The following is a 26,994-nucleotide window of genomic DNA, read 5'->3' as shown; positions in this document are numbered from 1 at the left end:
GCGAAGGCGGCGTCCGGACTGGTTTGTTAATGACAAGAAATATATGAACGAACTCGATGTTCTGGTGGATTCGGCCAAAACCAGCTTTGCGCAGGCCGTCACGCCTGCCGACCTGGAAAATGCCAAGGCGCAGTTCCTCGGCAAGTCCGGCCGCATCACGGAGCTGATGAAGGGCCTGGCCGCACTGCCCGTGGAAGAGAAAAAATCCCGCGGCGCCGCCATCAACCTGGCCAAGCAGGCCATTGAAGCCGCGCTGACCGCGCGCCGCCAGGCGCTGGCGGACGCCGAACTGCAGGTGCAGCTCAAGGCCGAGGCGCTGGACGTCTCGCTGCCGGGCCGCCAGCGGCCGGCCGGCGGCTTGCACCCGGTGTCGCTCACGCTGGAGCGCATCGAGGCGATTTTCGGCTCCATGGGCTTCGATGTGGCCGAGGGGCCCGAGATCGAGACCGACTGGTTCAACTTCACCGCGCTGAACACGCCCGAAGACCATCCGGCGCGCTCCATGCACGACACGTTTTATGTGGAGGGCGGCACCGAAGCCGCACCCAACCTGCTACGCACGCACACCAGTCCGATGCAGATCCGTTACGCGGTGCAGCATGTCAAGAAACACCGCGCGCTGATTGACGCTGGCGGCGTGATGCCCGAGATCCGCGTGATCGCGCCGGGCCGCACCTACCGGGTGGACAGCGATGCCACGCACTCGCCGATGTTCCACCAGTGCGAGGGCCTGTGGATAGGCCAGAACGTGAGCTTCAAGGACCTGAAAGTTGTTTTCACCGACTTCTGTCGCACCTACTTTGAATCCAACGACCTAGTGCTGCGCTTTCGCCCGAGCTTTTTCCCCTTCACCGAGCCGAGCGCCGAGATCGACATCCAGTTCCAGACCGGTCCGCTGGCGGGCCGCTGGCTGGAAGTGGCTGGTTCCGGCCAGGTGCATCCGAACGTGGTGCGCAACATGGGGCTGGACCCCGAGCACTACATCGGTTTTGCTTTCGGCATGGGGCCGGACCGGCTGACCATGCTGCGTTACGGCGTCAACGATTTGCGGCTGTTCTTCGACGGTGACCTGCGCTTTCTGTCGCAATTCCAGTAACCCATCAGGTTTTATAAAAAATGCAATTTCCCGAATCCTGGTTGCGCGAATTCTGCAATCCGTCCCTGAGCACCGAGCAGCTGGCCGAGACCCTGACCATGGCTGGTCTGGAAGTGGAAGACCTCCAGCCGGTCGCACCTCCTTTCAGCAAGATCGTCGTCGGCGAAATCAGGGAAGCGGTGCAGCATCCCGATGCCGACCGCCTGCGTGTCTGCCAGGTCGATGTGGGGCAGGGCGTTCTGCTCAACATCGTCTGCGGTGCGCCCAATGCGCGTGTCGGCATCAAGGTGCCCTGTGCGCTGGTCGGTGCCGAGTTGCCGCCCGGCGACGACGGCAAACCGTTTTTGATCAAGGTCGGCAAGCTGCGTGGCGTGGAGAGCCAGGGCATGTTGTGCTCGGCCCGTGAACTCAAGCTGTCCGACGACCATGGCGGACTGCTCGAGCTGGCGCCGGACGCGCCCGTGGGCCAGGACATCCGCGAACACCTCAAACTCGATGACACCCTGTTCACCCTCAAGCTCACGCCCAACCTCGCACATTGCCTGAGCGTGTACGGCATTGCCCGTGAAGTGGCCGCACTGACCGGTGCGCCCCTGGTGAGCCCGTCCTTTCCGGCGGTCGCTGTGGCCAACCCGGACAAGCTGCCGGTCCGGATCAGTGCCCCCGATCTGTGCGGCCGTTTTTCCGGTCGCATCGTGCGCAACGTCAACACAAAAGCGGCCACCCCGGCCTGGATGGTGGATCGGCTCGCGCGTTGCGGCCAGCGCAGTGTGACGGCGCTGGTGGACATTTCGAACTACGTGATGTTCGAGCTGGGCCGGCCTTCGCATATTTTCGACCTGGACAAGATCCATGGCGGACTCGATGTGCGCTGGGGCCAGGCCGGCGAGACGCTCAAGCTGCTCAATGGCACCACCGTGACGGTGGACGACAAAGTCGGCGTGATTGCCGACGACAACCAGGTGGAGTCGCTGGCCGGCATCATGGGCGGCGATGCAACCGCCGTGTCCGACGACACCAAACATGTCTATGTCGAGGCCGCGTTCTGGTGGCCCAAAGCGATTGCCGGGCGTTCGCGTCGCTACAACTTTTCCACCGACGCTGGCCACCGCTTCGAACGCGGCGTGGATCCCGGCCAGACGGTGGAACACATCGAACGCATCACGCAGCTGATCCTGGACATCTGCGGAACGCCGGACATGGTGTGTGGCCCCATCGACGATGTGCAGGCCAATCTGCCGAAGGCCGAACCGGTGACACTTCGTGTGGCGCGAGCCGCCAAGGTCATCGGCATGCCCTTGACGCAGGCGCAATGCGCCGATGCGCTCAGGCGCCTGGGCTTGCCCGTGTCGGAAGGCGAGGGCACGCTGACGGTCACACCGCCCAGCTATCGCTTTGACCTGCAGATCGAGGAAGACCTGATCGAGGAGGTGGTGCGCATGGTGGGCTACCAGCAGCTGCCGGCCACGCCACCGCTGGCACCGATCACCGCGCGTATCCGTCCGGAAGCACGGCGCAGTGCCTTTGCCGTGCGCCGCGCACTGGCAGCCCTGGGCTACCAGGAAACCATCAACTTCAGCTTTGTCGAAGAGCGCTGGGAGCATGAGCTTGCCGGCAACCCCAACCCCATCAAGCTGCTGAATCCGATTGCCAGCCAGATGAGCGTGATGCGCTCGTCGCTGATCGGCTCGCTGCTGCAGGTGCTCAAGTTCAACCTGGATCGCAAGGCTGGCCGCGTCAACGTGTTTGAACTGGGACGGGTCTTCCTGCGCGACGCGCGCAGCCAGAACACCGACACCACCGTTGCCGGTTTTGACCAGCCGATGCGGGTGGCGGGCCTGGCCTACGGGCCGCGCGAGACCCTGCAATGGAGCACGTCCGACAAGGGGGTGGACTTCTTCGACGTCAAGGGTGACGTGCAGGCCCTGCTGGCGCCGTTGCAGGCGGTGTTTGCACCCGCGGCCCACCCGGCCATGCATCCGGGCCGTTGCGCTAGCGTGGCCATCGACGGCGTGTCGGTCGGCTTTGTCGGGGAGCTGCATCCGCAGTGGCGTCAGGGCTACGAACTGGCGCAGGCGCCGATTGTTTTCGAACTGGCGCTCGATGCCGTGCTGCGGCGTCCCGTGCCCGGCTTCCAGCCGGTGAGCAAGCGCCAGCCGGTCGAGCGTGACATCGCGGTGATTGTTGCCGAAGCGGTGACCCATGCGGCGCTGATGGCGGCCATCCATGGTGCGGACACACGCGGCCTGCTCAAGTCGGCGACGCTGTTCGACATCTACCGGCCGCAACAGGCCAATGCCGCGATGCAGCTCGGTGAGAAAAGTCTGGCCGTGCGCTTGGTGCTTGGCAGCGACGACGCTACACTGACCGACGAGCAGATCGAGGCGGCGATCAAGGCCGTGCTCGACAATCTCGGCACCAGCCTGCAGGCGCGTTTGCGTGCCTAGGCCCCGGGAACACAATAACAGTGAACAGCGAGGAGCGCGTCGTGGAATTTTCCGTTGAAAGTCTTGAGAGCCCGGCGCTGACCAAAGCCCATCTCGCGGAGTTGCTGTTTGAGCAGATCGGCCTGAACAAGCGCGAATCCAAGGACATGATTGACGCGTTTTTTGACCTGGTGTCCGACAGCCTGGTCGATGGCAACGATGTGAAGATTTCCGGCTTCGGCAATTTCCAGATCCGTACCAAGGCGCCGCGCCCCGGTCGCAACCCGCGCACCGGCGAATCCATTCCCATCCAGGCACGCCGGGTGGTGACTTTTCACGCCAGCCACAAACTCAAAGAGCAGATTCAGGGCCAGACCGGACCCGGTTGAAGGGCGGGAGCGCTGCCGGCTCAGGCGCCAGTGCCGCCCGCCTTCCCGGCAATGGGCGCTTTCAGGCGGGTGGTGATCCAGGGCCCTGATTTCCCCTGACCTCGCCTGTGCGCAGACATGCTCTCCGGAGGCGTTATCCATCACTTTTCCGGCTGGGGCCATCGCGTTACCGCTTGTGGCTTAAACAACACATCCGATTTTGTTGTTTGTAACTATTTGCACTAAGTTTCCTGTTAGAGTAGATTTGTAGCTTCACCTCATAGCGTATTGATTTAATTGGAGAAAACTCTCCCCCCCATTCCCGCCAAACGCTACTTCACGATCGGTGAAGTCAGCGATTTATGCGGCGTCAAACCTCATGTGCTCCGTTATTGGGAGCAAGAGTTCACGCAGTTGCGCCCGATGAAAAGGCGCGGTAACCGCCGCTACTACCAGCACCACGAAGTGCTGATGATCCGGCGCATACGTGATCTGCTGTACGACCAGGGTTTCACCATCAGCGGCGCGCGCAACAAGCTGCAGGAGATCGTGCAGACTGAACGTGACAAGCGCCGCAACGGCGAAGTCATGCTCGAAGGCGTCGACGTGGTGGAAGCCGGCGACTCGATTCTTGATGACTTCGGCGACTCGATGGACTTTGAAGACAGTGCGTCCGACATGGCGCCCTTGCCTGATGGCAGTGCGGCGCAGCAAAGGCTGCAGCTGCTTCGCCGCGAATTGTTCGAAATTCGCGATCTGCTCAGTGCCACTTACTGAAACAGCCCAAACAAGCACGCTATAATTTGAAGCTTGACGGTGTGTGGCGCAGCCTGGTAGCGCACTTGCATGGGGTGCAAGGGGTCGAAGGTTCGAATCCTTTCACACCGACCATTGGTTCTGACGAAGGCCTCCAAGTAGCAATATTTGGAGGCCTTTTTTCATGGGCGAATCAATCGCTTGCGGTGGACAGGCACACACGGTTCTGACAGCGGCAGTCAATCCCCGGCCCGGAAACAGGGACAAGGTTCTGCAAAACATCGGGCGTTGGCGCGTCAGGCGCTAAACTGATCGAAAACGTTGCGTTGAATCCTTGTGCCGAACATACCGGCGCGGTGTCCTGTTTGCGTGGAGATGTTCTCCGCCACGCAGAAGGCGACCCCATGAAAGAGCTGGCTTATGAAATCGATTCATCAGGGAATTTCAGCGGCCAAGTCCGCGGCCGCCATGGTTGATGGCCCGGGCAGGCCAGTCACCGTGGACACGCCACGGGCATGTGTCTGGTTGAGGTTCAGTACGTGAGCGAAACGGAGTTTCGCCTGCTGACTGACGCAATGTCCCAGATCGTCTGGGTGATGCGGGCGGATGGTACCTACACCTGGTTCAATCAACGCTGGCTGGACTACACCGGCTTGTCCATGGAGGAGAGCCTCGGCCGTGGCTTGACCGGTCTGGTTCATCCCGAGGACGGCCTGCGTGGAGCCCGGCTTCTGAAGCAGGCCCTCGCAAGCGGCGATCCCTGCGAGATCGAATACCGGCTGCGCCGTTCCGACGGTGTTTACCGCTGGATGTTGTGCCGCGCACTTCCGCAGCGTGATGCCACGGGCCAGACGGTCCAATGGCTGGGCACCCTGACCGACATCGACGAGTTGAAACAGGCAGCGGAACTTCTGGAGAAGGATATTTTCATGACCCGCATCGCCGGCCGGGTCGCGCGTCTTGGCGGATGGACGATTGACCTGCCCGAGCGCGTGCTGACCTGGTCGGTGGAAAACTGCCTGATCCACGACGTGCCACCCGGTTACACGCCGACGCTGGAAGAGGGGATTGGCTACTTTCTTCCGGAGCACCGGCCCCTCGTCATCCAGCATGTGGAGGCTTGCGTGCAGCACGGCACGCCTTATGAATTCGTGCTTCCCAAGATGACTGCCAAGGGCAGGCGCATCTGGGTGCGTTCGCTCGGCGAGGCTGTGCGGGATGCTTCCGGAAAAATCGTCCGCATTCAGGGGGCTTTCCAGGACATCACCGAGCAGAAGGCCGCGGAGGCCCATACGCGTGCGCTGGAGACACAACTCGCCACCACGCTGGAGAGCATCACGGACGGCTTTTGCCTGATCGACAAGGACTGGAAATTCACCTTCCTCAACGGACAGGCGGAACGCATGCTCCAGCGCCGTAGGGAAGACCTCCTGGGCAAGCTCCTCTGGCAGGAATTCCCCAAGACGATGGGGGGGGCGATAGAGCGTGAAGCCCGACTGGCCGTTGATGAGCAGCGCACAACCCGCTTTGAAACCTTTTACCAGCCGCTGGAAACCTGGTTCGATATCCACGTCTATCCCACGGAAACGGGCATCGCTGTCTACTTTCAGGACATCACGCAGAGACGTCTGGAACATGCGCAGTTGCGGCTGCTTGAAACGGCGGTCTCCCGCCTGAACGACATGGTGGTCATCACGGAGGCCGAGGCTTTCGACGACGCGGGTCCACGCATTGTTTTTGTCAACGACGCCTTTGAGCGCCACACCGGCTACAGCCGCCGCGAAGTGATCGGAAATACCTCCAGGCTCCTGTGGGGACCCAAGACCCAGCATGCCGAGCTGGACCGGATTCGCGCCGCCATGGAAAAGTGGGAACGTGTGCGTTCGGAGGTTGTCGTCTATACCAAGGCGGGCAGGGAGCTCTGGCTGGAAATCGATATCACGCCCATCACCGACGAGACCGGCAGGCACACCCATTGGGTGGCCGTGGAGCGTGACGTTTCGGAACGCAGGCAGCAACAGCAGGAAATCCTCGGCCTCAACAGCGAACTCGAGGACCGCGTGCTGCTACGCACTGCCCAGCTGGCAACGGCGAACAAGGAACTGGAGTCCTTTGCTTATTCCGTCTCCCATGACCTGCGCTCGCCCCTCAATACCATCCACGGGTTCAGCCAGTTGCTGGCCAAAATAGACGCCGAACACATCAGCGAAAAGGGCAAACACTACCTGAGCCGGATTGGTGTCGGGGTCATGCAGATGGGCGAGTTGATTGAGGGATTGCTGACCCTCGCCCACCTGTCGCGCGAGCAGCTGAAGTCGGAGCATGTCGACCTGACGGCCCTCGCGCGGCAGATCGAAAACGACTGCCGGGAGCGGGAGCCGGGGCGTCAGGTCCAGGTGAACATTCATGACGGCTTGATCGGGCAGGGCGATCCTCGCCTGCTGTCAGCCGTGCTGCAAAATCTGCTGGGCAACGCCTGGAAATTCAGCGCCAAGGAGCCGCAGGCGCACATCGAGGTGGGCAGCCAGCTGGACGCGGGGGGGGACACCGTCTTTTATGTGAAGGACAACGGTGCCGGGTTTGACATGGCTTTCACCCACAAGCTCTTCGGCACCTTCGAACGCCTTCATTCGCCCGGAGACTTTCCCGGCACCGGCATCGGGCTGGCCACGGTGAAGCGGGTCATTGAGCGTCATGGCGGCCGCGTCTGGGCAGAAGGCAAGCCGAACGACGGTGCCACCTTCTTTTTCACGCTGGGCCGGTCGAACTGATCTCCACTCGCCGCATGGGAAGGCGGGCTTGGGCCGGCCTGTCCCGGGCGGAATCTTCAGGCTACGGCGGGCGCTGGTTCCGCGGCCTTTACAGCGTCCGGTGGGGCGGCCGCATCGTGTGCCAGTTCGCCGCCCAGCGCTTCCAGCAGGTCGGGAATCAGGGCCGACAGCTCACCTGTCACGATGGCGGCATCGGCATCGAAACCATCGTCGTCCTTCCCCTTGTCCTGAACTCCGTCCAGCACCACGTCGAGCAGCTTGAGTTTTCTGATCTGGGCCATGTCGGTAAGCACGAAGGACACACGGTCGTTCCAGGTCATGGCCAGCTGGGTCGGCACCTTGCCCGCGGCGATGTGTTCTGCAACTTCGTCGATCTCCAGTGTGTGGCGCGAATAACGGACTGTTGATTTCTGGTCGTCGGGCATCTTGAGTTCGCAGTCCCGGTCTATGGTGAAGCCGACGGGGGCCTCCCGACTGGCAAGCCAGTGCGCCATGGCGATCGCGGCCGACATCGTGGTCTGCACGGGCCGTGCCATCAGGCCTGCACCGGAGCCCGGTATCCCGCTGAGCGCTTCCAGCAGTTGGCTCACCACCTTGTCGGCACCGGTGAGGCTGCCGGAGTCCACGACCAGAAACTTGTTGACCGGATCCAGCCACAAGGTGGTGGTCGAGCGTTTGGTGAAGGCGCGCGGCAGCAGGTCGAGAATGGCTTCTTCCTTGAACTCCTTCTTGATCCTGGCGCCGACGCGTTCATGACCGGTTTCCTGTTTGTATTTTTCAATGCGCTGCTCGACGGCGTCCTTGATGGCCGAGGCGGGCAGCGGCCGGCGCTCGGTGCACAGGCGCAGGATGAGCTGCGGGCCGACGCTTTCGGCCAGCACCGTGCTCTTGTTGCCGCGCGGGGGCACCCAGCCGCTGGATTCGGCCTGGGTGGCGCCGCAGGGCATGAATCGGGTCGCCTGAAGCGCTTCTTCCAGCGCATCAAGGGGCGGCAGGGTGAAATCGTCGGCAATGCGGAAAAAAGAAGCAGCTTTGAACATGAAATTCCGGTGTGGGGTGTCAGAGGGAGTGGGCGGCCCGCAGGCCGGTCGGCAATTTTTGCGGGGCAAGCGCCTGGCTGAGGAAATTTTAGGTGACGCTCAGGCTGAATGCGGCACTTGCTTACCTTGAGATCGGGCGCCGGAAGCTCCCTGGCGAAAGCTCATGCGATATCGATCACATGGATGCCGTACGCGCCCTGGCGCCGGTCTGCAAAATAACAGGCCAGCGTCTCTTTCACGGTTCTGAAGGCCAGGTCGTCCCACGGAATTTCGGCTTCGGTGAACAGCCTGGCCTCGATCGTTTCGTGTCCGGGATGGAACTGGTCGCTGAGCAGCCGCGCGCGGTAGTAGAGATGGACCTGACCGACGCGTTCCACATTCATCACGCTGAAAAGTTCTTCCATTTCAAACTGCGCGCCGGCTTCCTCGTCGGTTTCACGTGCAGCGCCCTGGGACGTGGTTTCGTTGAGCTCCATGAAGCCCGCTGGAAGTGTCCATTTGCCCCAGCGCGGTTCGATGTTGCGTTTGCACAGCAGCACCCTGTCGCCCCAGTGCGGCACGGTGCCGACCACATTGAGCGGGTTTTCGTAGTGGATGGTGCCGCAAGCCGGACAGACGGCGCGCTCCCGGGTGTCACCGTCATCCGGTATGCGGTAAGTCACCGCGGCGCCGCAGTTTCTGCAATGTTTGATGGGGCTACGGTACATGCCAGCCAGTTTAGTTTGAAATCAAAAAGGGCTCCCGAGGGAGCCCTTTGTTCCAACTGCCCGAGGTCAGGCTTTGGTGGTTTTGGTGTGTTTCTCGATCAGGCTGCGGGCCGTGTCCAGCAATTTCTTGCCGTCGAAGCCGCGCTTGTTCATGTCTTCGACCCACTCTACTTCCACGGTGCGTGACTTGCGGCGGAACTCCTGGGCTTCTGCCGGGCTGACGGTGTAGATCGTGTTGCCGCGGTCGCTGGCGGTCTTGCGGCCCGGGACGTCGTTGCCCTGCTGGACCTTGCCCAGCCAGGCGGAGGTGGCCATGCCGGAGTTGTTGTCGATGACTTTCTTCAGGTCTGGCGCCAGTGAGTTGTACTTGGCCTTGTTCATGGCCATCACGAAGGTGGTGGTGTACAGGCTGCCTCCAGCCGGATCGAACTCGGCATGGAATTTGGTGAGCTCGTTGACCTTGACCGAGGGCACGACTTCCCACGGGATCACGCAGCCATTGATGGTGCCTTTGCTCAGCGCATCGGTGATGGCCGGCAGGGGCATGCCGACCGGGATGGCGCCCAGCATGCCCATTAGCTTGGTGACCTGGCGGGTAGGCGCGCGCATTTTGAGGCCGCGCATGTCGGCGATGGACCGGACGGGTTTGTCCACGGTGTGAATCACCCCGGGGCCGTGCACATGCAGTGCCAGAACCTGGGTGTCCTTGAACTCGTCCGGAGCCATGGTCTGCACGTATTCCCAATAGGCCTTGGATGTGGCTTCGGCATTGGACATCATGAACGGAAGCTCGAAAGCCTCGATGCGGGGAAAGCGGCCGGCGGTGTTGCCTGGCAGGGTCCACACCACGTCCACGACGCCGTCCTTGGCCTGGTCGTAAAGCTGCACCGGCGTACCGCCCAGTTGCATGGCGGGATAGGCCTCGAACTTGATACGGCCACCCGATTCCTTCTCGACCTTCGCCATCCAGGGCTTGTGCATGCCCAGCCAGACATTGGAGGCCGGGGACATGAAGGTGTGGAACTTCAGGGTGACTGCCTGCTGGGCCAGGCCCGACAGGCTGGGTGCGCCCAGCGCAGCCGCTGCGCCGGTTTTGAGAAGGGTACGTCGCTGAATCATGTGTTGTCTCCGGTAAGGTTGGTTGTAAATTAAGGCAGGAAGAAGCGTTTGTGAACCCGTGATTGCCCTGATGGGGCCGCTAGCTGATGTACTTTACAAGCCACAGCGAGATGCCGGGGAAGAACAGCAGCAACGCGGTGCGCAGGGCATCGCTGATCAGGAAGGGCACGACGCCGCGGTAACTCTCGCTGATGGGCACGTCCTTGGCCATGCTGTTGACAACGTAGACGTTCAGGCCCACCGGCGGCGCGAGCAGTCCAAAACCGACGGTCATCAGCACCATGATGCCGAACCAGATGGCGACGGACTCCCTGGGCATGCCGAAATCGAGCGCCATGACCATGGGGAAGAAGATCGGAATGGTCAGCAGCAGCATGGACAGCTCGTCCATGACAGCGCCCAGCACCACGTAAAACAGCAGGATGGCGGTGACCACCATCAGCGGCTGCAGGCCCCAGCTGCCGACCACTTCAGCCAGCTGGTTGGGCACCTGGGTCAGCGCGAGCGCCGAGTTCATGAGGTCGGCGCCTATGAAAATCAGGAAAATCATGGCCGAACTCTCCGCCGTGGCATAAAAGCAGCGGAGGAACTTGGCCCAGGTCAGTTCCCGCTTGAACAGTGCCGCGACGAAGGTGGCTGCCGCGCCGACCGCTGCGCCTTCGGTCGGTGTGAAGTAGCCGCCATAAATACCCCCGAACACCAGCAGGAAAATGACGATGATGGGGAAGACGGCCAATGCAGCGCGCAGAGAGATCCCTTCGCTGTCGGCATCCACATCCGGCGCCTGGCCCGGGACCAGGCGCACATAGATGGCGATGGCGGTGATGTAGCCCAGCATGGCAATCAGGCCCGGCACCATGGCTGCTGCAAACAGCTTGGCAATGTTCTGCTCCGTCAGGATGGCGTAGATCACCAGCGGGACCGAGGGCGGAATCAGGATGCCCAGTGTCCCGCCGGCGGCCAGGGTTGCCGTGGACAGGCGCCCCGAATAACCGTGGCGTTTCATCTCGGGCAGAGCCACGCTGGTGATGGTGGCCGCGGTGGCTACCGAGGAGCCACAGATGGCGCCAAAGGCCGCGCTCGCCAGCACCGAGGCCATGGCCAGCCCGCCTTTGAAGTGACGCATGATGCTGGCGGCAAACTGGAACAGCGCCTTGCTGATGCCGCCCTGGGTCGCGAAATGGCCCATCAGGATGAACAGCGGAATCACCGACAGGTCGTAACTGGCAAAGCGGGCAAAGGCCTGGGTATTGAGAAAGCTCGAGAAAGGCGCCCAGCCGGTTTGCATCACGTAGCCGATGCCGCCTGCGGCAAACATGGCGATCGAAATCGGGACCCGCAACGCCATCAGGCCCAACATGATGCCGAAGATGAGGAGAGTCAGCGTGATGGCGTTCATGCGTGCGCTCCCACATCACCACCGAGGCCGAAGACGCTCTGGTAGAGCCCGATCACCGAGGTCAGGACAAAAGCCGGCACCATGGCCACATAGACGGTCCACACCGGAAAACCCAGGATCTGCGTCTCGGAATGGGTCTCGTAGGAGTTCAGGCCGCCGAGTGTGGTGCGCCAGGCCAGCACTGCGAAGACCAGGGCCAGCAACAAGGCGCCGAGGCGGTCCAGCCTGGCGTTGGTTTCGTGGCTGAGCCCGGTGGTGAAGAAGTCCACGATGATGTTGCCGCGCTGGAGCTGGCAGTAAGGCATGAAGAGAGCAATGGCGGCCCCGGTGGCGACGCCGGTCAGCTCGAAATCGCCGACCAGCGTGGCGCCGGTGGTGTTGCGGCCTATCAGGCTGATGCAGGTCATCAGGGTGATGCCGGTCAGCAACAGGCCCGCCAGGATGGCGCAAAGCTTTGCAAGGTTCTGCAGGATTTTCAAACGGGGATCTCCCAGGGATCGGGCGGGTGGGGACGGAAGGCGCACCGGAAGGCCGGCGCCTCATGGTGAAGATTATCCGGGGCACCGGACCGAGGGGTCAGGCGGGATACCCCCAAGGCGCCGGGTATTTGCGCGATGATCGGAGCGCTTGCGCGAAAAGCGCGCAAGCGCCCGGAGCGGTATCAGGCCACCTTGACGGTCAATGTGCCCAGCCCCTTGACTTCGCCGACCATGGTGTCGCCCGGCACCACGGCCGCCACACCCTCGGGCGTTCCCGTGTAGATCAGGTCACCGGGCTGCAGCTCCCAGGCGGCGGACAGGTGTTCAATGGTCTCGGCAATGTTCCAGATGAGCTTGGACACATTGCTGCGCTGGCGGTCCTTGCCGCCCACCTGCACGTACAGCTCGGCATGGGCGACGTCGCCGGCCTGGGCGGCCGGCGTGATCGGTCCGATCGGTGCGGAATGGTCATAGGCCTTGCCGATGCACCAGGGGCGCCCCTGCTTCTTCATTTCGCCCTGCAGGTCGCGGCGTGTCATGTCCAGGCCCACGGCATAACCGAAGATGTGCTTGTGCGCATCGGCGGCCTTGATGTTCTTGCCGCCCGTGCCGATGGCCACCACGAGTTCGATCTCATGGTGCAGGTTGCTGGTCAGGCTGGGGTAGGGAATGGTGCCGGTCTGGCCGGCTTCCACCGCCACCACCGCGTCGGCAGGCTTCAGGAAGAAAAACGGCGGCTCACGGCCGGTAAACCCCATTTCCTTGGCATGCTCTTCGTAGTTGCGGCCCACGCAATAGATGCGATGTACCGGAAAGCGTTCGGTGGTGCCGACGACGGGGACGGACACTACCGGTGGCGGGGTAAATACAAAGCTCATGACAACCTCTCTTCTCTGTGTATGCCCAGTGCCTGATGCACCGGGCGGTCTGAAAAACTGAACAACACACAGCCCTGCGCCGAGCGCAGCCGGGCGGTGTGCCACGACGGGATCACGAAATGGTCGCGCGGACCGAACTCAAAGGACTGCTCCTGGCCGGCAGGGCCAATCAGCACCGAGCCCTGGCCTTCGACAACGCTGAACACCGCGCCGTCGGTTTGCCGCCAGGGCAGGCCGGAAAAACCGGCCGGCAGGCGCTGCATGAAGGTGCCCATGGTCGGCATCGGTGAGCCGCCGGTCGCCGGGTTCACGTAACGCAGCTTCACGCCGTCCCAGGCATCAATCGGTGCCTGTTGTTCCAGCGTGTGCAGTGCCTCGCGCGTACGTTCATAAGGATAGCTGAAGATCGGCGAAGTCTGGCCGAACGGGGCGTCGTAATGCACCGGCAGCATGTTGGCGCCGTAACGCTGGTAACTGGTGCCTTCGGCCCGGGTGACCGTCTGCACGCGCTCGGTATGGTTCTCGGCAAAGCCGGCGTCGAAAAAACGCAGCATGGGAATGTCCAGGCCATCGAGCCAGACCACCGGCTCGCCGCCCTCCAGCGCACACTGGTTGCCATGGTCGTGCCAGGTCCAGCTGGGTGTGATGATGAAGTCACCGGGCGCCATGGTGGTGCGTTCGCCGTCCACCGCGGTGTAGGCGCCGCGTCCTTCCACGACAAAACGCAGCGCACTCTGGGTATGGCGGTGGCTGGGCGCAATTTCGCCGGGCAGGATCAGCTGCAAGCCGGCATACAGCGACTGCGTGATGCACGACTGGCCCGGCAGCGCGGGGTTTTCCAGGATCAGCACGCGGCGCACGGCTTCTTCGGCGGTGATCAGTTGGCCGGACTGCATCAGCCAGGGATGGACCTTGTCCCAGGCCCAGAAGGCCGGCACGCAGGGCGTGGCCGGCTGCTGGGGCACCAGCGCATGCAGCACCTCCCAGAGGGGAGTCATGTTCTGTGCGCGTATCGCCTCATAAAAGGTCTGGCGTGTATTGCCGGCGGGGGGCGTCATGTCCATGGTCTGCTTCCATTTCCCGGTTTCAGCGGTTTCAGCGGTCAAAATAAACACCGTCGTCCAGCAGCACCTGCTGCAGGCGGGCGACATCGGTGGCGGCAAAGGCCGCCCCATCAGCCAGCTGTGCGGCGGCGGTGCCGGCCGCCTGGCCCATCACAAAACAGCCACCGCTGGCGCGCGCTGCCGACTGGCCTTCGTGGGCCATGGACGCACAGCGGCCGGCGACCAGCAGGTTGTCCACCTCGCGCGTGACCAGCATGCGCCAGGGCAGGTCGTTGTAGGCCCGGTTTTCGTCGCGCGGAAAGCCCCAGCTGATGGCGCCGTCCACATGCATTTCCATGGGCCAGGCGTTGATGCCGATCACGTCGGCAAAACGTGCAGAGGACAGGATGTCCTCGCCGGTCAGCATATAAGCCCCGCAGATGCGGCGCGTCTCGCGGATGCCGACCTGGGGCGCGATGTCGATGATGGCCGAGTCTGCAAACCCGGGTACCTCGTTTTTGAGAAAGCGGAAATATTCGGTGATCTGCCGCCGCCCTTCGAGTTCGCCCTCGCTGAGCTGGCGCGCGTCGGTGGCATCCATCGCATTGCCGGCCGCGTTGCGGATCTGCGTGACATTGGCGCGCCATTCTGCGGGATTCTTGTTGGGACGCAGGATCGCGCCTTTGCGCGGAAAGTGATAACGCCCGGGCTCGCGCAACTGGCTCTCGTCCATGAGCTTGTTGATGGCACTGAACTCGCCTACCGCAGCCAGAGCGCGTGGGGCGTCGACGTGGCCGACACGAAACATGGTGGAAGGAAACAGGGCGCTGCCGTGGCCGTCGCCGAGTTCGAAAGGCACGCCCGCAAAGTGCGCCACATCGGCATCCCCTGAGCAATCGATGAAGCGGCGCGCCCGGATCGCCTGTCGGCCGGATTTGGTTTCGACCACCAGGGCCGTGATGGTTTGGCCGTCCATCAGGACTGCGGCCGCCCACGCGTGAAACAGGAGCTGCACACCGCTGGCCACCAGCATCTGGTCGGCCGCGCACTTGTAGGCCGAGACATCGTAGGAGCGCACACGGATGCGGCCGGCCATGCCGTCCTGCGGCTGGTTCAGTCCGCCGAGCGCGTCCAGGCGTGCCAGCAGGTCGTCCACCACGCCGTGCACGACCTGCCGCATCTCGCCGTTTTTGCGGCCATACAGCCCTGCAAAATTGGTGACGCCGCCGGCTGTTCCCATGCCGCCGAGAAAACCGTAACGCTCGACCAGCAGTGTGCGTGCCCCATGTTTCGCGGCACTGACGCTGGCCGCCAGGCCGGCCGGCCCGCCGCCGATCACGACGACATCGAATTCGCCGTACACCGGCAGCGTACGTGCCGGCTCGTTAACGGTGTTCATATTGGGCGAAGCGGGCATGATGACCTGATAGGGAGATAGCGACGCGCAATGAGCGACCGCGGGTGCTCTCCATCCAAGCCGGGGCCGCGGGTCCGGCTTCGCCGGCCCGCAGGCGCAGCGGCCCCTTTCCCAGTGCAAGGGGCAGGGAGCCGCCGCAGGCTCGCAGTGAGCAACCGTGGTGGCTCATTCAATCTTGATCCCGCGCATGCTGATGATGCCGCCCATGATGGCGGTTTCACTGCGGATGCGGCTGCTCAGGCCTTCAGGCGAGGTTCCCACCGCCTGCCAGCCCTGGTTGAACAGCTTCTGGCGTGTTTCATTGTCGCGAATGATGCGGGGCACTTCCTGCGCCAGCCGCGTCTGTGCGGCCTTTGACAGCCTGGCCGGGCCGACCAGCGCGGTCCAGACTTCAAGGTTGAGGTTGCGCACGTCGGCCTCGGACAGGGAGGGGATTTCGCTTGCCAGCGCACTGCGGCCGCTGGTCAGTCCGATGGCCTTGAGTTTGCCGGCTTTGACCTGCGGCAGCGCGATGCCGGGCGGCACCAGCGCCATCTGGATCTGGCCACCGAGCAGCGCGGTGATCACCTGCGGGTTGCCCTGGTAGGGAACATGCACGGCAGCCAGGTTGCCAGCCTTGGTCTTGAGCAGTTCCATGCCCAGATGGCCGACCGAACCGTTGCCGACCGAGCCATAGTTCCATTTGTCACCGCCGTTGCGGGCGGCCAGGAAGAAGTCGTTGCCGGACGGCTGGTTCACCGGTGCCACCAGTACCAGCGGCGCGGTGGTCAGCAGCGAGATGGGGGTGAAGTCCTTGGCCGGGTCATAGGGCAGCCTGGAATACAGCATCTTGGCCGACGTCAGGTTGCCGTTGATCACTACCGCCAGGGTGTGGTCGTCGGTGGCTTTGGCAGCCAGGTCAGCGGCAATGTTGCCCGAGGCGCCGGGACGGTTTTCCACGATGACTGGTTGGCCCAGTGCGCGCGACAGCGGTTCGGCCAGCGTACGCGCGGCCATGTCCGGGGTGGAGCCACCGGGGAAACCCACCAGAAGCTTGACGGGCCGCGTTGGCCAGTTGGTGGTGACAGGCGCCGCCTCCCTGGCTGCCGGCTTCTTGGGCGCAGATTGAGCTGTAGCCAGCATGGGTATTGCCAATGCCGCTATCAATAAGGTAGCTGATCTGAAAATGTTCATGCAAATCTCCATTTATGAAAGCCTGTTATTGGAACAGTTTTGATGGCTCGATTCCGTCATACATCCACTTCAGTCCTGCAAATCCAGCGCTTTCGTTGCCACTTTGAAACAGCTGGTTGCGCAGTTCGCGTTGCACGCCGGCGGCATGGTAAATGTCGCCATAAAAACGCGCGGTCAACTGCACTCTTCCGGTGCGCAGGTAGCGGGCCTGCTGGTATTTCTGGAACGCCAGCGGCACATCGCCGCGCGCAAAGCGCAGGGCTTCGCGTAGCACCACCGCGTCTTCGATCGCCTGCCCCGCACCCTGGGCCAGGTACTGCAGCATCGGGTGGGCCGCGTCGCCAAGCAGCGTCACGCGCCGGTCGGTCCAGTTCTTCACCGGCTCGCGGTCGCACAGCACCCACATTTTCCAGGTCTCGATCTTGCCCAGCAGTTCCCGAACCTGCGGACAGGCGTCGCGGAAACGTTCCGTGAGCTCCGCCGGGTCGCCGAAGGTGTTCCAGCCCTCGTCGTACTTGCTGCTGTGGAACACCGCGACCAAGTTGAACAGTTCGCCGCGGCGCAGCGGGTAGTGCACGAGGTGGGTTTTTTCGCCGCCCCAGAGCAACACGTCGTCGCTCCACAAATGGGCGGGGACGTCCTCGCGCTTGAGCACCGCGCGGTAGGCAATGTGGCCTGACACGCGGGGCTTGCCGTCGCCGACCACCGCTTCGCGTACCTTGCTCCACAGGCCGTCAGCCCCGATCAGCGCGACGCCCGGCAGGGTTTCTCCGTTGGCAAGGCGGACACGCACGCTGTCCGCCGTCTGCTCGAAGGACTCGAGCTTGGCGTCGGTGCGCAGCGTGATGTTGGGCAGGTCCCGGCAGGCGTCGAGAAACACCTGATGCAGGTCGGCGCGGTAAATCACGCCATAGGGAAAACCGTAGGTGGCGCGGGAAACGTCGCCCAGCGGCACCCGCACCACTTTTTCTCCGGTGCGCACATCGTTCATGCCCAGGCCGGGCGGGAAAAACGAGACCTTGCTGACCACATCGGTCAGGCCAAGCCAGGCAAACATCTTGAAAATATTCGGACCGAGCTGGATGCCGGCGCCGATTTCGCCGAAGCTGGCGGCCTGTTCCAGAACCGTCACGGCATGGCCGTCACGCGCGAGGACCAGGGCCGTCGCCAGGCCGCCTATGCCGCCGCCGGCGATGAGGATGGGGTGGGGAGATGTCACGGGCAATCCAGTGTCTGTAGGGGAGGGTTGGACAGATGATAAGTATACTTATTATTAACCCGTACAGTGATTACCCTGAGCGTTTAAACTCGCGCCATGTCAAAAAGCTTTAACTTCGGCGAAGCCCCGGGGCACCAGATCCGGCGCGCCCATCAGTTGTCGATCGCCCTGTTCATGGACGAAACGGCCGGTTTTGACGTGACGCCGGTGCAGTTCGCGATTCTCAACGCCCTGATGGACGACCCCGGCGAAGACCAGGTCACGCTGGCGGGCAGGGTGGCCTTTGATGCCGCCACCTCGGGTTCGGTGATAGGCCGGCTCGAGGCCAAGGGCTGGGTGCGGCGCGAGGCCGATCCGTCGGACAAGCGGCGCAAGCTGCTGTGGGTCACGCCGGACGGCGAAAAAGTCGCGCTGCAGATGAAACGGGCCGTCAGCCGGGTCCAGTCGCGCTTGCTCGGGCCGCTCGATGCCGCTGAACGCAAGCAGTTCGGCGCGCTGCTCGGCAAGCTGATCGCCGGCCACGAGGACATGGCCTGAGCCTGGCTGGCCCCGGGTCCTGGCCCCTCAGGCCGATTTGGCCAGCAGCGTGAAGTGCTCGACCACCGGCGGGCCGGCAAAAAACGGCCCGACGATCGTGCGCCACTCTGCAAAAGCCGGGGATTCGCGGAAGCCGACGGTGTGGTCTTCCAGCGTGTCCCAGAAAATCTGCAGCACGTAGCGCTCGGGGCTTTCAATGCCCTTGTTGACCTTGAAACCCTGAAAGCCTTTGGCGCCGGCGATGACGGTGCGCAGGCCGCGCTGGATGGCTTCGTCAAAAGCAGCCTGCTGGCCGGGCTGGATGCGGATGTCGGCGAGTTCGAGAATCATGGCGTGTCCTGTGTGTGGATCAGTATTGGCTGGCCGGTAACTCTACCGTCAAACCGTCGAGTGCGGGGCTCAGGCGGATCTGGCAACTGAGCCGGCTGGCGGGCGTGGCCGGTACCGCCGTGAAAGCCAGCATGGCCTGCTCCTCGCCATCGGCCGGCGGCAACTGGCTGGCAAACGGTTCGTGCACCATCACATGGCAGGTCGCGCAGGTCAGGGTGCCGCCACAGTCGGCCGCGATGCCGGTGATGCCGCCGGCCACGGCCGCTTCCATCAGGCTTTGGCCGGTTTTGGCCTGAACCGAGGTGGATATTGCGTCGGAAGCTATGAAATTGATAGTAATCATGGATGATTTGAACATCAGATGCGGCTGAAATATTCGCGCCGTTGCCAGTCGTCCTTGTCCTGGGCCTGCTCATGGCGCGCGATTTCCGACTGCTTGATGCGCGTGAAGTAGTGGATGAAGCTCTCGCCAAAAGCCTGCACCAGCACCGGGTCGGCCTGTAGCGCTTCCAGCGCTTCTGGTAGGCTGGTCGGGATGCGGGTGCCGGCGTCGCCATACGGTGCGTTGGTGGCCACCGGCGCCCTGAGCCCGCGGCGGATGCCGTCCAGCCCGGCGTGGATCTGCGACGCCAGGTACAGATACGGATTGGCGGCCGGCTCGCCGATGCGGTTTTCGATGCGTGTGGCCTTGTCCTGGCACTGGCCCACCACGCGCAGCATGGCGCCGCGGTTGTCGCGGCCCCACAGCACCGACTGCGGTGCCAGTGCGTTGGGCCTGAAGCGGCCAAAGCCGTTGATCGTCGGTGTGCAGAACACCGTCATGCCGCGTGCGTGCTCCAGCAGGCCGGCCAGGTAGTGCTCCCCGAGCTGTGAGAGCGTGTACTGCGCGTCGGTCGGCTGGGTGCCTGCTGCGGGCGTCTCGCGCTGGAACAGGTTGGCACCGGTCTGCAGGTCCACCAGCGACTGGTGCAAATGCCAGCCGCTGGACATGATGTTCGGAAACGGCGGGCGGCACATGAAGGTGGCGTGGTAACCGGCGCGACGTAGCGCCTGCTTCACGGCGCTGCGAAACAGCACCATGTTGTCGGCGGCGGTCAAGGCGTCGGTGGCCTCGAACACCGCTTCGACCTGGCTGGGGCCAAGCTCGATTTCCAGCGAATGCAGGGGCAGGCCCAGCGCCTGCGCCGTGTGCTGCACGATGCGCAGCGGCTCGTCGGCCATGTCAACGCAGTTCTCCGCCAGCAGGTTGTAGCCGGGGTGGATCATCGCGACCCGGGGCGGCAGGCCGGGCCAGGCCGCCTGTTCGGGGTCGAGCTGATCCCTGGCCCCGTCGTCGGTGATGCGGTAGATGTGAAACTCGATTTCCAGCCCGCATTTCATGCCGTAACCGGCTTCTGCCAACTGCGCCAGGGCACGCTGCAAAATGCGCCGCGTGTCCAGCTCGACGGCCGTGCCGTCCTGCATCCAGGGCTGGGCCTGGACCCAGCCGGTGGCCGGTGCCCAGGGCAGTTGCCGAAAGCTGGCGGGGTCGGCCAGCAGCAGCAGGTTGCTGGCGAACTCGAAGCCCGGCAGCCCGGCTGTGCCGCCGGCCTCGAAGACTTTGAAGGCGGTGCGATCCGACGTGTCCTTGAGCAGCAGGGTACTGACCATGCCGACGCCGTCCTGCATGGCCCCGGCGGCAGCGCCGGCCACCAGGGTCTTGCCGCGCAGCATGCCGTGGATGTCGCACCAGGCAAAACGCACCAGCTCGACACCGCTGGCGTCCATCAGCTGCGCGGTATGCGCCAGCGCGTCTTGCCGCGCGGCATCGTGGATGCCGCATTGCTCGGCAAAGCTGCTCATGCGCTGACGGCCTGCTGGATGTCTTTTTCTTTCCAGGGCGCATTGGCCTGCTTGGCCCGGGCCTGTTCCTGCCACCAGGCCGGCCATTCGCCAGCCGGTGCAATGCCGTCCACCGTGTCCGGTCCGCGCATCTGCGCGGCCTGCGTCGCATCGGCGATGCCCGGTGCAACACCGCCTTCCTGCACGGTGGCAATCGCCTTGAGCAGGGCGCGCCGGTTCGCCATGATCACCTTGTCCGAGGTGCCCAGGTGCTCGCGGGTGCGGTCCTGGATGGCGCCCATGCTTTCGACCGCCCACTGGTCGTGCACATTGATGTCCTCCTCGCCCATGCCCAGGTAGGTCTGGGTGCGCTGTTCCTCGGCGTTGAAGCCCCAGTTGTTGTGGCGCCCGGCGTTCGGGATGTAGTCGGGCAGCGAGATGAACTGCTGGCGCTGGGCGCGCATGCTCTCCTTGTCCAGCGGGCCGGCAAAACTCGTGAAGAAGGAGTACCAGTAGGTGTGGGTGTCGTCCACCGGCACATGCATCTGCGTGATGGTCATGGTCTCCGACAGCGGAATCACGAAGGTGGCCGGAAAAACCGCGTTGGTTACGCGCACGTGCGTGAGCTTGTCGTTCATGGGCCGCAAGGCCGTCAGTTGCATGCCCCAGGGTTTGGTCTCCACGCTGATCTCGGGTTGGGCAAACTCGCGCATGATGCGTGTCATCGGCCATTGCTCGCCGTCGATGGCGCCGGCGCTGGCGCTGCGGAACTGCTTGCCCGCCGCATTCTGGCCGATGTCCTCCAGCGCCTCGTCCTGCAGGAAGCGGTGCAGGAACGAAGGGTGGGCCGGGTCGATGCCGACTTCGAAAGCCTGCAGCCAGTTGGCATTCCACATGCCCTTGAAGGCAAAGCTGTGGGTGGCGGGGGCGGTGAAGCAGTCGAAGGCGGGCAGCGGCGGCGGGGTCGAGCCTTCCGGTCCCATCCAGGCAAAAAGCACGCCGCTTTGTTCGCGCACCGGGTAGCTGCGTTGCTTCACGCGCTCGCACAGCTTGCTGCCGCTGGGTTCGGCCGGGGTGTCCACGCACTGGCCCGACACGTCGAACTTCCAGCCGTGGAAGGGACAGCGCAGGCCGTCGCCGTCGGCCCGACCGAACGACAGGTCGGCGCCGCGGTGCGGGCAGTCGCGGTCCAGCAGGCCGTAGTTGCCCTGGTCGTCGCGGAACAGCACCAGGTCCTGGCCCATCAGGCGCACCGCCTTGACCGGGCGTTTTTCCATGCGCGGGTCCAGCGCCGGGTTGAATTCATCGACCAGCGCCGCCGGCTGCCAGTAGCTGCGCAGCAGGGCGCCGCAGGGCGTGCCGGGACCGACACGGGTGATCAAATCGTTCTGTTCTGCGTTCATGGTTAGCCTTTTCTTAAAACGGTATACCGAAATTTGATTTCAGTGTACATTTCGGTTCATGAACTTGCAAGAGACCGTGTTGATCCAGTTGCGCGACCTGATTCTGCGCGGCGAATTCGAACCCGGCCAGCGACTGGCCGAGCAGCAGCTTGCCGAACGCCTGGGTGCTTCGCGCACCCCCGTGCGGGCCGCGCTGGTCACGCTGGAGCAGGAGGGTCTGGTCGAGGCCAATGAGACCGGCAAGTTCCTGGTGCGCCAGTTCACGCCGCGCGAGGTGGCCGACGCGATTGCCGTGCGCGGGCACCTGGAAGGCATGGCAGCGCGCCTGGTGGCCGAACACGGCGTGTCGCGGCAGCTGCAGCTGGACCTGCAGGCCTGCCTCGACGACGGGGACAGCGCGCTGGCGGCCAACCCGCTCGATTACGAAAGTTATGCGGCCTACGCCGTGGTCAACGATCGTTTCCACGCGCTGGTGCTGGAAGCCAGCGGCAACCGGGCGCTGCAGCGCGCGGTTGCGCTCAATGACAAGCTGCCGTTTGCGCCGGCCTCGGCCATGCTGCCCATGCAGGGCACGGTCGCCCTGGACCGCGACTGGATGCTGTACGCGCACCGCCAGCACCACATGTTGTTCGCCGCGCTCAAGGCGGGTGAGGGCGCGCGCGCGCAGGCGCTGGCGATTGAACACACCGAAGTTGCGCAAATGAACATGCGCATGGCGCTGGAGCGGCGCAGCGAAACCGAACGGGTGCTGCCGGCGATCCGTCTGGTGGTGGGCCGTTGAGGATGGATGCCCGCGTGAACAGCCCTGCTTACCTGGCCCTGTCCGGGGTCGGCAAAACCTTCGGCAGCGGCGCAGGGCAGACCGAGGCCTTGGGAGAAATCGAGCTGGCGGTGCGCGAAGGCGAGTTCCTCGCCATCGTCGGACCCTCCGGCTGCGGCAAGTCCACACTGCTGCAGATCGCGGCCGGGCTGGCGCAGGCAACCCGGGGCACCGTGCAGTTCCATGGCGAGGAGGTCACGGCACCGCCGCCAGGCATCGTCTACCTGTTCCAGCAGTACGGCAGGTCGCTGTTCCCCTGGCGCACCGTGCTCGACAACGTGGCGTTCGCGGTGGAGCACCTCCCCGGGATGAGCCGTGCCAAGGCGCGCGCCAGCAGCCGCCTCTACCTCGACATGGTGGGGCTGGGCGATTTCGCCGGCCACTACCCCGCGCAGCTGTCGGGCGGCATGCAGCAGCGGGTGACCATCGCGCGTGCCCTCGCCGCGCAGCCACGGGTGCTGTTGATGGACGAGCCCTTCAGTTCCGTCGATGCCCTGACGCGACTTGAGCTGCACGCCCTCGTGCAGGACCTCTGGCGCAAGCACGGCTTCACCGCAGTACTCGTCACACACGATGCGGACGAGGCGATCTTCCTCGCCGACCGCATCGCGGTGCTCTCGGCCCGGCCTGCGCGCGTGGTCCGCATGCTGGAGACCGGGCTGCCGCGGCCGCGCGACCGCCTCGAGACGCCGCTGATGCCGCGCTACCTGGAACTGCGGCACGAGTTGCTCGCGATGCTGCTGGGGAAGGCTCCATGAGCGCGGTGACGCCCTCGCGCAAGCGGCTGCAGTCCTGGCTCGGCCCGATTGTGCTGCTAGGGCTCGTGCTGCTGCTGGAACTCGCCACACGCACCGGCTGGGTCAACCCCGTGCTGGTTCCTCCGCCAACGGCCGTGGCGCAGCGAGTCTTCGCGGTCGTCACAGCCGGAAGCATTTTTGAACCGCTCGGCCGCACGATGTACCTGTTGGCGGTCGCCTACACGATTGGCTGCGTGCTGGGAATCGGCCTGGGTGTGCTCATGGGCCGGTTCCGCCCGGTGCACGGACTGCTGGAACCGCTGGTCGAAGTCCTGCGCCCGCTGCCCAAGCCGGCCTTGCTGCCGCCGCTGATGCTGTTCCTGGGCCTGGGCGACACCATGAAGATCACGGCCGTCTCGCTTGGCGTCTTCTTCCCGGTGCTGATCAACACCATCCAGGGCGTGCGCGGCGTCGACCCCGTGCTGGTGGAGGTGGCGCGCACCTTCCAGCACTCGCGCGCGGCGCTGCTGTGGAAAGTGGTGCTGCCGTCGGCGATGCCTCTCGTGCTCGCGGGCATGCGCATCGCCCTGGGCATCGCGCTGGTGCTGGTGGTGGTCGCCGAGATGATGGCCGGCACCGGCGGCATCGGCTACCTGATCATCGACTTGCAGCGCTCTTTCCGCATTGTCGACATGTACGCGTGGGTCGTGATCCTCGCGGTGCTGGGCTACGCGCTGAACGAAGTTTTCGTCCGCATCGAGCGGCGTGCCATTCACTGGTCCGGCGCGCGCGCCGGCTGAAACGAGATCCGAGTTTCCCGTGCCCCCCCCAACCCACCAGGAGAAGACGTGATGAGCAACCTCCCTCTGCGCCGGCGGACAGCCGCCGCCGCCATAGCAGCAACCGCCCTCGGCTTGGCTACACCACTGGTGCGCGCCCAGACGACCAGGATCCGGGTCAGCACCATCCCGATCATCGACATTGCCCCGCTGCAGGTCGCGATCGCCAAGGGCTATTTCGCCGCCGAGGGCATCGAAGTGGACACGACGCCGACCCAGGGGGGCGCCGCCGGCATCCCCGCGCTTGCCGCAGGGCAGGTGCAGATCGTGTTCAGCAACGTGGTGTCGATCATCCAGGCCGCCAAGCAGGGCCTGGGCGTGCAGATCATCGCGCCGGCCAGCACCACGGGCGACGCCCCGCCGGACCAGGCGGCGCTGATCGCGAAGAAGGGCTCGCCCTTCAAGACAGGCAAGGACTTCGAAGGCAAGCGGATCGCGGTGAACACCCGCAACAACATCATCTGGCTGTATGCGCGCGCCTGGGTGCGCGCGACGGGCGGCAACCCCGACGCGGTGACCTACCTCGAAGTCCCGTTCCCGCAGATGGTGGACGCCGTGCGCGGCGACCGCGCCGATGCGGCCTTTGCCGTCGAGCCCTTCGTCTCGGGCGGCGTCGCTGCCGACATGCAGGTGGTGGGCTACCCCTACACCCAAGTGCAGAAGCGCTTGCCGGCCGCGCAGTATGCGGCGAGCAAGAGCTACATCGAGCAGAACCCGAAGGTGATCGAGGGCTGGGTGCGCGCCTACCAGAAGGGCGTGGACTGGGTGAACCAGAACCTGAAGTCCGAAGAACTCCTCACCATCATCTCCGGTTACACCCGCATGCCACCGCAATTGATCGCCAAGCTTGGGGTGACTGCGTACGAGAAAGCCGTGGACCCCGCTGCACTGGTGCCGGTGGTGGACCAGATGCGGCGCAACGGCCTGCTGGAGGGGCCGTTCGACCCGAAGTCCATCCTCCACCGCACGGCCGTCAAGGCCTGAAGCTGAGGTGCCCATGACGACGCAGGAAGAGGTGCTGGTCACCGGGGACATCGTGACGATGGACCCGGCCCGGCCGCGTGCGCAGGCGCTGGCGGTGCACGGCGGGCGCATCGTGGCGGTGGGCACGCGTGACGAAGCCCGCGCCGCGCTGGGCCCCGCACCGCGAGAGGTGCACTACGGCGAAGGCACGGTGGTTCCCGGCCTGATCGACACGCACAACCACATGCAGTGGACCGCCATCCAGACGCGGCTGGTGGACCTGGCACCGGCCCGTTCGATCGCCGACGTGCAGGAAGCGATCCGGGCCTATGCCCAGCGCAACCCGGCCAAGCCCTGGATCATGAGCGGCAGCGGCTGGCATGTCGTGAGTTTGCGCGAGGGCCGCTACCCGACGCGGCAGGAGCTGGACGCCGCCTGCGCGGACCGGCCCGTGTACCTGCCGCGCGTTGGGCACGCGGGCGTGGCCAACACGCTGGCACTGCGGATGGCCGGCATAGCCTCCGACACGCCTGATCCGCCCGGCGGGCGCTTCGAGCGTGACGCGGACGGCCACCCCAACGGCGTGCTGCTCGAGCCTTCGGCCTTCGAGCTGGTGGCGCGCCTCATTCCGCCGCTCTCGGTAGAGGAGCAGGCCGACGCCTTGCGCGACATGCAGCGCGCGTACCATGCCGCCGGCCTCACGGGCATCATGGACCCCGGCGTCACGCCGGAGATGATGCGCCTGTACCAGATGCTTTGGCAGCGTGGCGAGCTCACGGTCCGCTCCGTGGTGATGCCGCTGTCGGACTCCAGTCTGCCGCTGGAGGTGAACCTGGCCAGCATCACGCATGCGTGGCCGACGACCGGCTTCGGCGACGCGCGCCTGAAGCTTGGTGGGGTGAAGCTGTTCCTGGACGGCGGCGCGTCCCTGGGCACGGCGCTGATGCGCGAGCCCTATCCTGATGAGCGATGCAACTGCGGCATCCAGGTCACGCCGACGGAGTCGTTCCGGCAGATCGCGTGGGCGTGCGCCCGGCAAGGCTGGTCGCTCGGCGTGCACGTGGTGGGCGGCAAGGCCATCGACATCGCGCTGGAGGTGTTCGCCGAGATCGACAGGGAAATTCCGTTGCGCCCGTTGCGATTCAGCCTGATCCACGCCTACCTGTGGCCGGAGCAGCGGAACATCCGCGAAGCGGCGCGCATGGGCATCACGGTGGCGACGCAGTGCTCGATGCAGTACACCTTCGGGCCGCTCCTGGTGAAGCGCTTCGGAACGGCGCTCATGGCGACTGCCACGCCCGTGCGCAGCTGGATCGACGGCGGCGTCGTCGTGGGCGGTGGCTCCGACTCGCCGGTCACGCCGTACCAGCCGCTGCTGGGGCTGTGGCAGGCGCGCACGCGCCACATCGCGGGAACGGACGAGCCCGTGGGTCGCCTGCAGGCGGTGAGCGGTGAGGAGGCTCTGGCGCTCTACACGCGCGATGCGGCTTACGTGAGCTTCAGCGAGCACGAGCGCGGCATGCTGCGTCCCGGCCTTCTGGCGGACTGGACGGTGCTGTCGGTCGACCCCGTTGCGTGCGACCCCGAGGCCCTGCGAGGCGCACGCGTGCTCGCAACCGCGGTCGACGGCCGCCTGGTGTACGAGGCCTGACG

General features: G+C 64.4%; 25 protein-coding genes and 1 tRNA gene. 12 read left to right on the top strand and 14 right to left on the bottom strand.

Annotation, left to right across the window (positions count from 1 at the left end; genetic code table 11):
• The first annotated feature begins 43 nt into the window (after nt 1-43).
• The 6 genes from pheS (at nt 44) to B7X65_RS13185 (ending at nt 7,417) form a co-directional block, all read left to right on the top strand.
• On the top strand, nt 44-1,096 hold the full coding sequence (pheS, locus tag B7X65_RS13210) for a phenylalanine--tRNA ligase subunit alpha (protein ID WP_293594770.1): 1,053 nt from the start codon (nt 44-46) through the stop codon (nt 1,094-1,096).
• 20 nt (nt 1,097-1,116) lie between these two features.
• Complete coding sequence (pheT, locus tag B7X65_RS13205; protein ID WP_293594769.1) at nt 1,117-3,543, top strand: phenylalanine--tRNA ligase subunit beta; 2,427 nt, start codon at nt 1,117-1,119, stop codon at nt 3,541-3,543.
• A gap of 41 nt (nt 3,544-3,584) precedes the next feature.
• Nucleotides 3,585-3,911 carry an integration host factor subunit alpha gene (locus tag B7X65_RS13200; protein ID WP_293594768.1) on the top strand — a complete coding sequence of 109 codons (327 nt, stop codon included), beginning with the start codon at nt 3,585-3,587 and terminating at the stop codon, nt 3,909-3,911.
• A 276-nt stretch (nt 3,912-4,187) separates the two neighbouring features.
• The gene (locus B7X65_RS13195) at nt 4,188-4,667 is read left to right on the top strand and encodes a MerR family transcriptional regulator (RefSeq protein WP_293594767.1); all 480 of its coding nucleotides are present in this window, start codon (nt 4,188-4,190) and stop codon (nt 4,665-4,667) included.
• Nucleotides 4,668-4,704: 37 nt separating this feature from the next.
• Nucleotides 4,705-4,781, top strand: a tRNA-Pro gene (locus B7X65_RS13190).
• Nucleotides 4,782-5,161: 380 nt separating this feature from the next.
• A complete protein-coding gene (locus B7X65_RS13185) occupies nt 5,162-7,417 on the top strand; it encodes a PAS domain S-box protein (RefSeq protein ID WP_293594766.1) in 2,256 nt (751 codons plus the stop codon).
• Nucleotides 7,418-7,473: 56 nt separating this feature from the next.
• Here B7X65_RS13185 and B7X65_RS13180 read toward each other — a convergent pair whose 3' ends face one another.
• From B7X65_RS13180 to B7X65_RS13135, 10 genes are all read right to left on the bottom strand, one after another.
• Nucleotides 7,474-8,457, bottom strand: coding sequence for a recombination-associated protein RdgC (locus B7X65_RS13180; RefSeq protein ID WP_293594765.1), 984 nt, complete (start codon nt 8,455-8,457; stop codon nt 7,474-7,476).
• Nucleotides 8,458-8,618: 161 nt separating this feature from the next.
• Nucleotides 8,619-9,164, bottom strand: a complete 546-nt coding sequence (locus B7X65_RS13175; RefSeq protein ID WP_293594764.1) for an NUDIX hydrolase — start codon at nt 9,162-9,164, stop codon at nt 8,619-8,621.
• Nucleotides 9,165-9,230: 66 nt separating this feature from the next.
• Nucleotides 9,231-10,283 carry a TRAP transporter substrate-binding protein gene (locus tag B7X65_RS13170; protein ID WP_293594763.1) on the bottom strand — a complete coding sequence of 351 codons (1,053 nt, stop codon included), beginning with the start codon at nt 10,281-10,283 and terminating at the stop codon, nt 9,231-9,233.
• Between the two features lie 79 nt (nt 10,284-10,362).
• The gene (locus B7X65_RS13165) at nt 10,363-11,682 is read right to left on the bottom strand and encodes a TRAP transporter large permease (protein WP_293594762.1); all 1,320 of its coding nucleotides are present in this window, start codon (nt 11,680-11,682) and stop codon (nt 10,363-10,365) included.
• Complete coding sequence (locus B7X65_RS13160) at nt 11,679-12,161, bottom strand: TRAP transporter small permease subunit (protein ID WP_293594761.1); 483 nt, start codon at nt 12,159-12,161, stop codon at nt 11,679-11,681. Before B7X65_RS13160 ends, B7X65_RS13165 begins: the two co-directional genes overlap by 4 nt.
• Before the next feature lie 182 nt (nt 12,162-12,343).
• Nucleotides 12,344-13,039 (bottom strand): fumarylacetoacetate hydrolase family protein, encoded by a 696-nt coding sequence (locus tag B7X65_RS13155; RefSeq protein WP_293594760.1) that lies wholly within the window; start codon nt 13,037-13,039, stop codon nt 12,344-12,346.
• Nucleotides 13,036-14,097: a gentisate 1,2-dioxygenase gene (gene gtdA, locus B7X65_RS13150; protein WP_293594810.1), complete on the bottom strand. Its 1,062-nt coding sequence runs from the start codon at nt 14,095-14,097 to the stop codon at nt 13,036-13,038. Before gtdA ends, B7X65_RS13155 begins: the two co-directional genes overlap by 4 nt.
• 37 nt (nt 14,098-14,134) lie before the next feature.
• On the bottom strand, nt 14,135-15,481 hold the full coding sequence (locus B7X65_RS13145; RefSeq protein WP_293594759.1) for an FAD-dependent oxidoreductase: 1,347 nt from the start codon (nt 15,479-15,481) through the stop codon (nt 14,135-14,137).
• A 183-nt stretch (nt 15,482-15,664) separates the two neighbouring features.
• Nucleotides 15,665-16,672, bottom strand: coding sequence for a tripartite tricarboxylate transporter substrate binding protein (locus B7X65_RS13140; RefSeq protein WP_293594758.1), 1,008 nt, complete (start codon nt 16,670-16,672; stop codon nt 15,665-15,667).
• Between the two features lie 25 nt (nt 16,673-16,697).
• Nucleotides 16,698-17,891 carry a 3-hydroxybenzoate 6-monooxygenase gene (locus B7X65_RS13135; RefSeq protein WP_293594757.1) on the bottom strand — a complete coding sequence of 398 codons (1,194 nt, stop codon included), beginning with the start codon at nt 17,889-17,891 and terminating at the stop codon, nt 16,698-16,700.
• A gap of 96 nt (nt 17,892-17,987) precedes the next feature.
• On the opposite strand from B7X65_RS13135, the gene B7X65_RS13130 reads away from it, so the two are divergent.
• On the top strand, nt 17,988-18,428 hold the full coding sequence (locus B7X65_RS13130; protein ID WP_293594756.1) for a MarR family winged helix-turn-helix transcriptional regulator: 441 nt from the start codon (nt 17,988-17,990) through the stop codon (nt 18,426-18,428).
• Nucleotides 18,429-18,455: 27 nt separating this feature from the next.
• Here B7X65_RS13130 and B7X65_RS13125 read toward each other — a convergent pair whose 3' ends face one another.
• From B7X65_RS13125 to B7X65_RS13110, 4 genes are read right to left on the bottom strand one after another with little or no spacing between them, the layout of a single operon-like run.
• Nucleotides 18,456-18,758 carry an antibiotic biosynthesis monooxygenase gene (locus B7X65_RS13125; protein ID WP_293594755.1) on the bottom strand — a complete coding sequence of 101 codons (303 nt, stop codon included), beginning with the start codon at nt 18,756-18,758 and terminating at the stop codon, nt 18,456-18,458.
• Nucleotides 18,759-18,777: 19 nt separating this feature from the next.
• Complete coding sequence (locus B7X65_RS13120; protein WP_293594754.1) at nt 18,778-19,101, bottom strand: 2Fe-2S iron-sulfur cluster-binding protein; 324 nt, start codon at nt 19,099-19,101, stop codon at nt 18,778-18,780.
• A gap of 14 nt (nt 19,102-19,115) precedes the next feature.
• Nucleotides 19,116-20,600, bottom strand: a complete 1,485-nt coding sequence (locus B7X65_RS13115) for a glutamine synthetase family protein (RefSeq protein WP_293594753.1) — start codon at nt 20,598-20,600, stop codon at nt 19,116-19,118.
• Nucleotides 20,597-21,982: a Rieske 2Fe-2S domain-containing protein gene (locus B7X65_RS13110; protein WP_293594752.1), complete on the bottom strand. Its 1,386-nt coding sequence runs from the start codon at nt 21,980-21,982 to the stop codon at nt 20,597-20,599. Before B7X65_RS13110 ends, B7X65_RS13115 begins: the two co-directional genes overlap by 4 nt.
• 58 nt (nt 21,983-22,040) lie before the next feature.
• Between B7X65_RS13110 and B7X65_RS13105 the strand changes: the two genes are divergently transcribed.
• From B7X65_RS13105 to B7X65_RS13085, 5 genes are read left to right on the top strand one after another with little or no spacing between them, the layout of a single operon-like run.
• Nucleotides 22,041-22,763, top strand: coding sequence for a GntR family transcriptional regulator (locus B7X65_RS13105; RefSeq protein ID WP_293594751.1), 723 nt, complete (start codon nt 22,041-22,043; stop codon nt 22,761-22,763).
• Between the two features lie 14 nt (nt 22,764-22,777).
• Nucleotides 22,778-23,560: an ABC transporter ATP-binding protein gene (locus tag B7X65_RS13100; protein WP_293594750.1), complete on the top strand. Its 783-nt coding sequence runs from the start codon at nt 22,778-22,780 to the stop codon at nt 23,558-23,560.
• Complete coding sequence (locus tag B7X65_RS13095; RefSeq protein ID WP_293594749.1) at nt 23,557-24,339, top strand: ABC transporter permease; 783 nt, start codon at nt 23,557-23,559, stop codon at nt 24,337-24,339. The genes B7X65_RS13100 and B7X65_RS13095 overlap by 4 nt, the downstream gene beginning before the upstream one ends.
• 51 nt (nt 24,340-24,390) lie before the next feature.
• Nucleotides 24,391-25,362, top strand: a complete 972-nt coding sequence (locus B7X65_RS13090) for an ABC transporter substrate-binding protein (protein ID WP_293594748.1) — start codon at nt 24,391-24,393, stop codon at nt 25,360-25,362.
• Between the two features lie 13 nt (nt 25,363-25,375).
• The gene (locus tag B7X65_RS13085) at nt 25,376-26,992 is read left to right on the top strand and encodes an amidohydrolase (RefSeq protein WP_293594747.1); all 1,617 of its coding nucleotides are present in this window, start codon (nt 25,376-25,378) and stop codon (nt 26,990-26,992) included.
• The last annotated feature ends 2 nt before the right edge of the window (nt 26,993-26,994 follow it).

The organism is Polaromonas sp. 39-63-25 (assembly GCF_002278925.1).
Lineage (GTDB): Bacteria > Pseudomonadota > Gammaproteobacteria > Burkholderiales > Burkholderiaceae_C > Polaromonas.
This window is presented reverse-complemented; position numbering and strand designations above follow the sequence as displayed.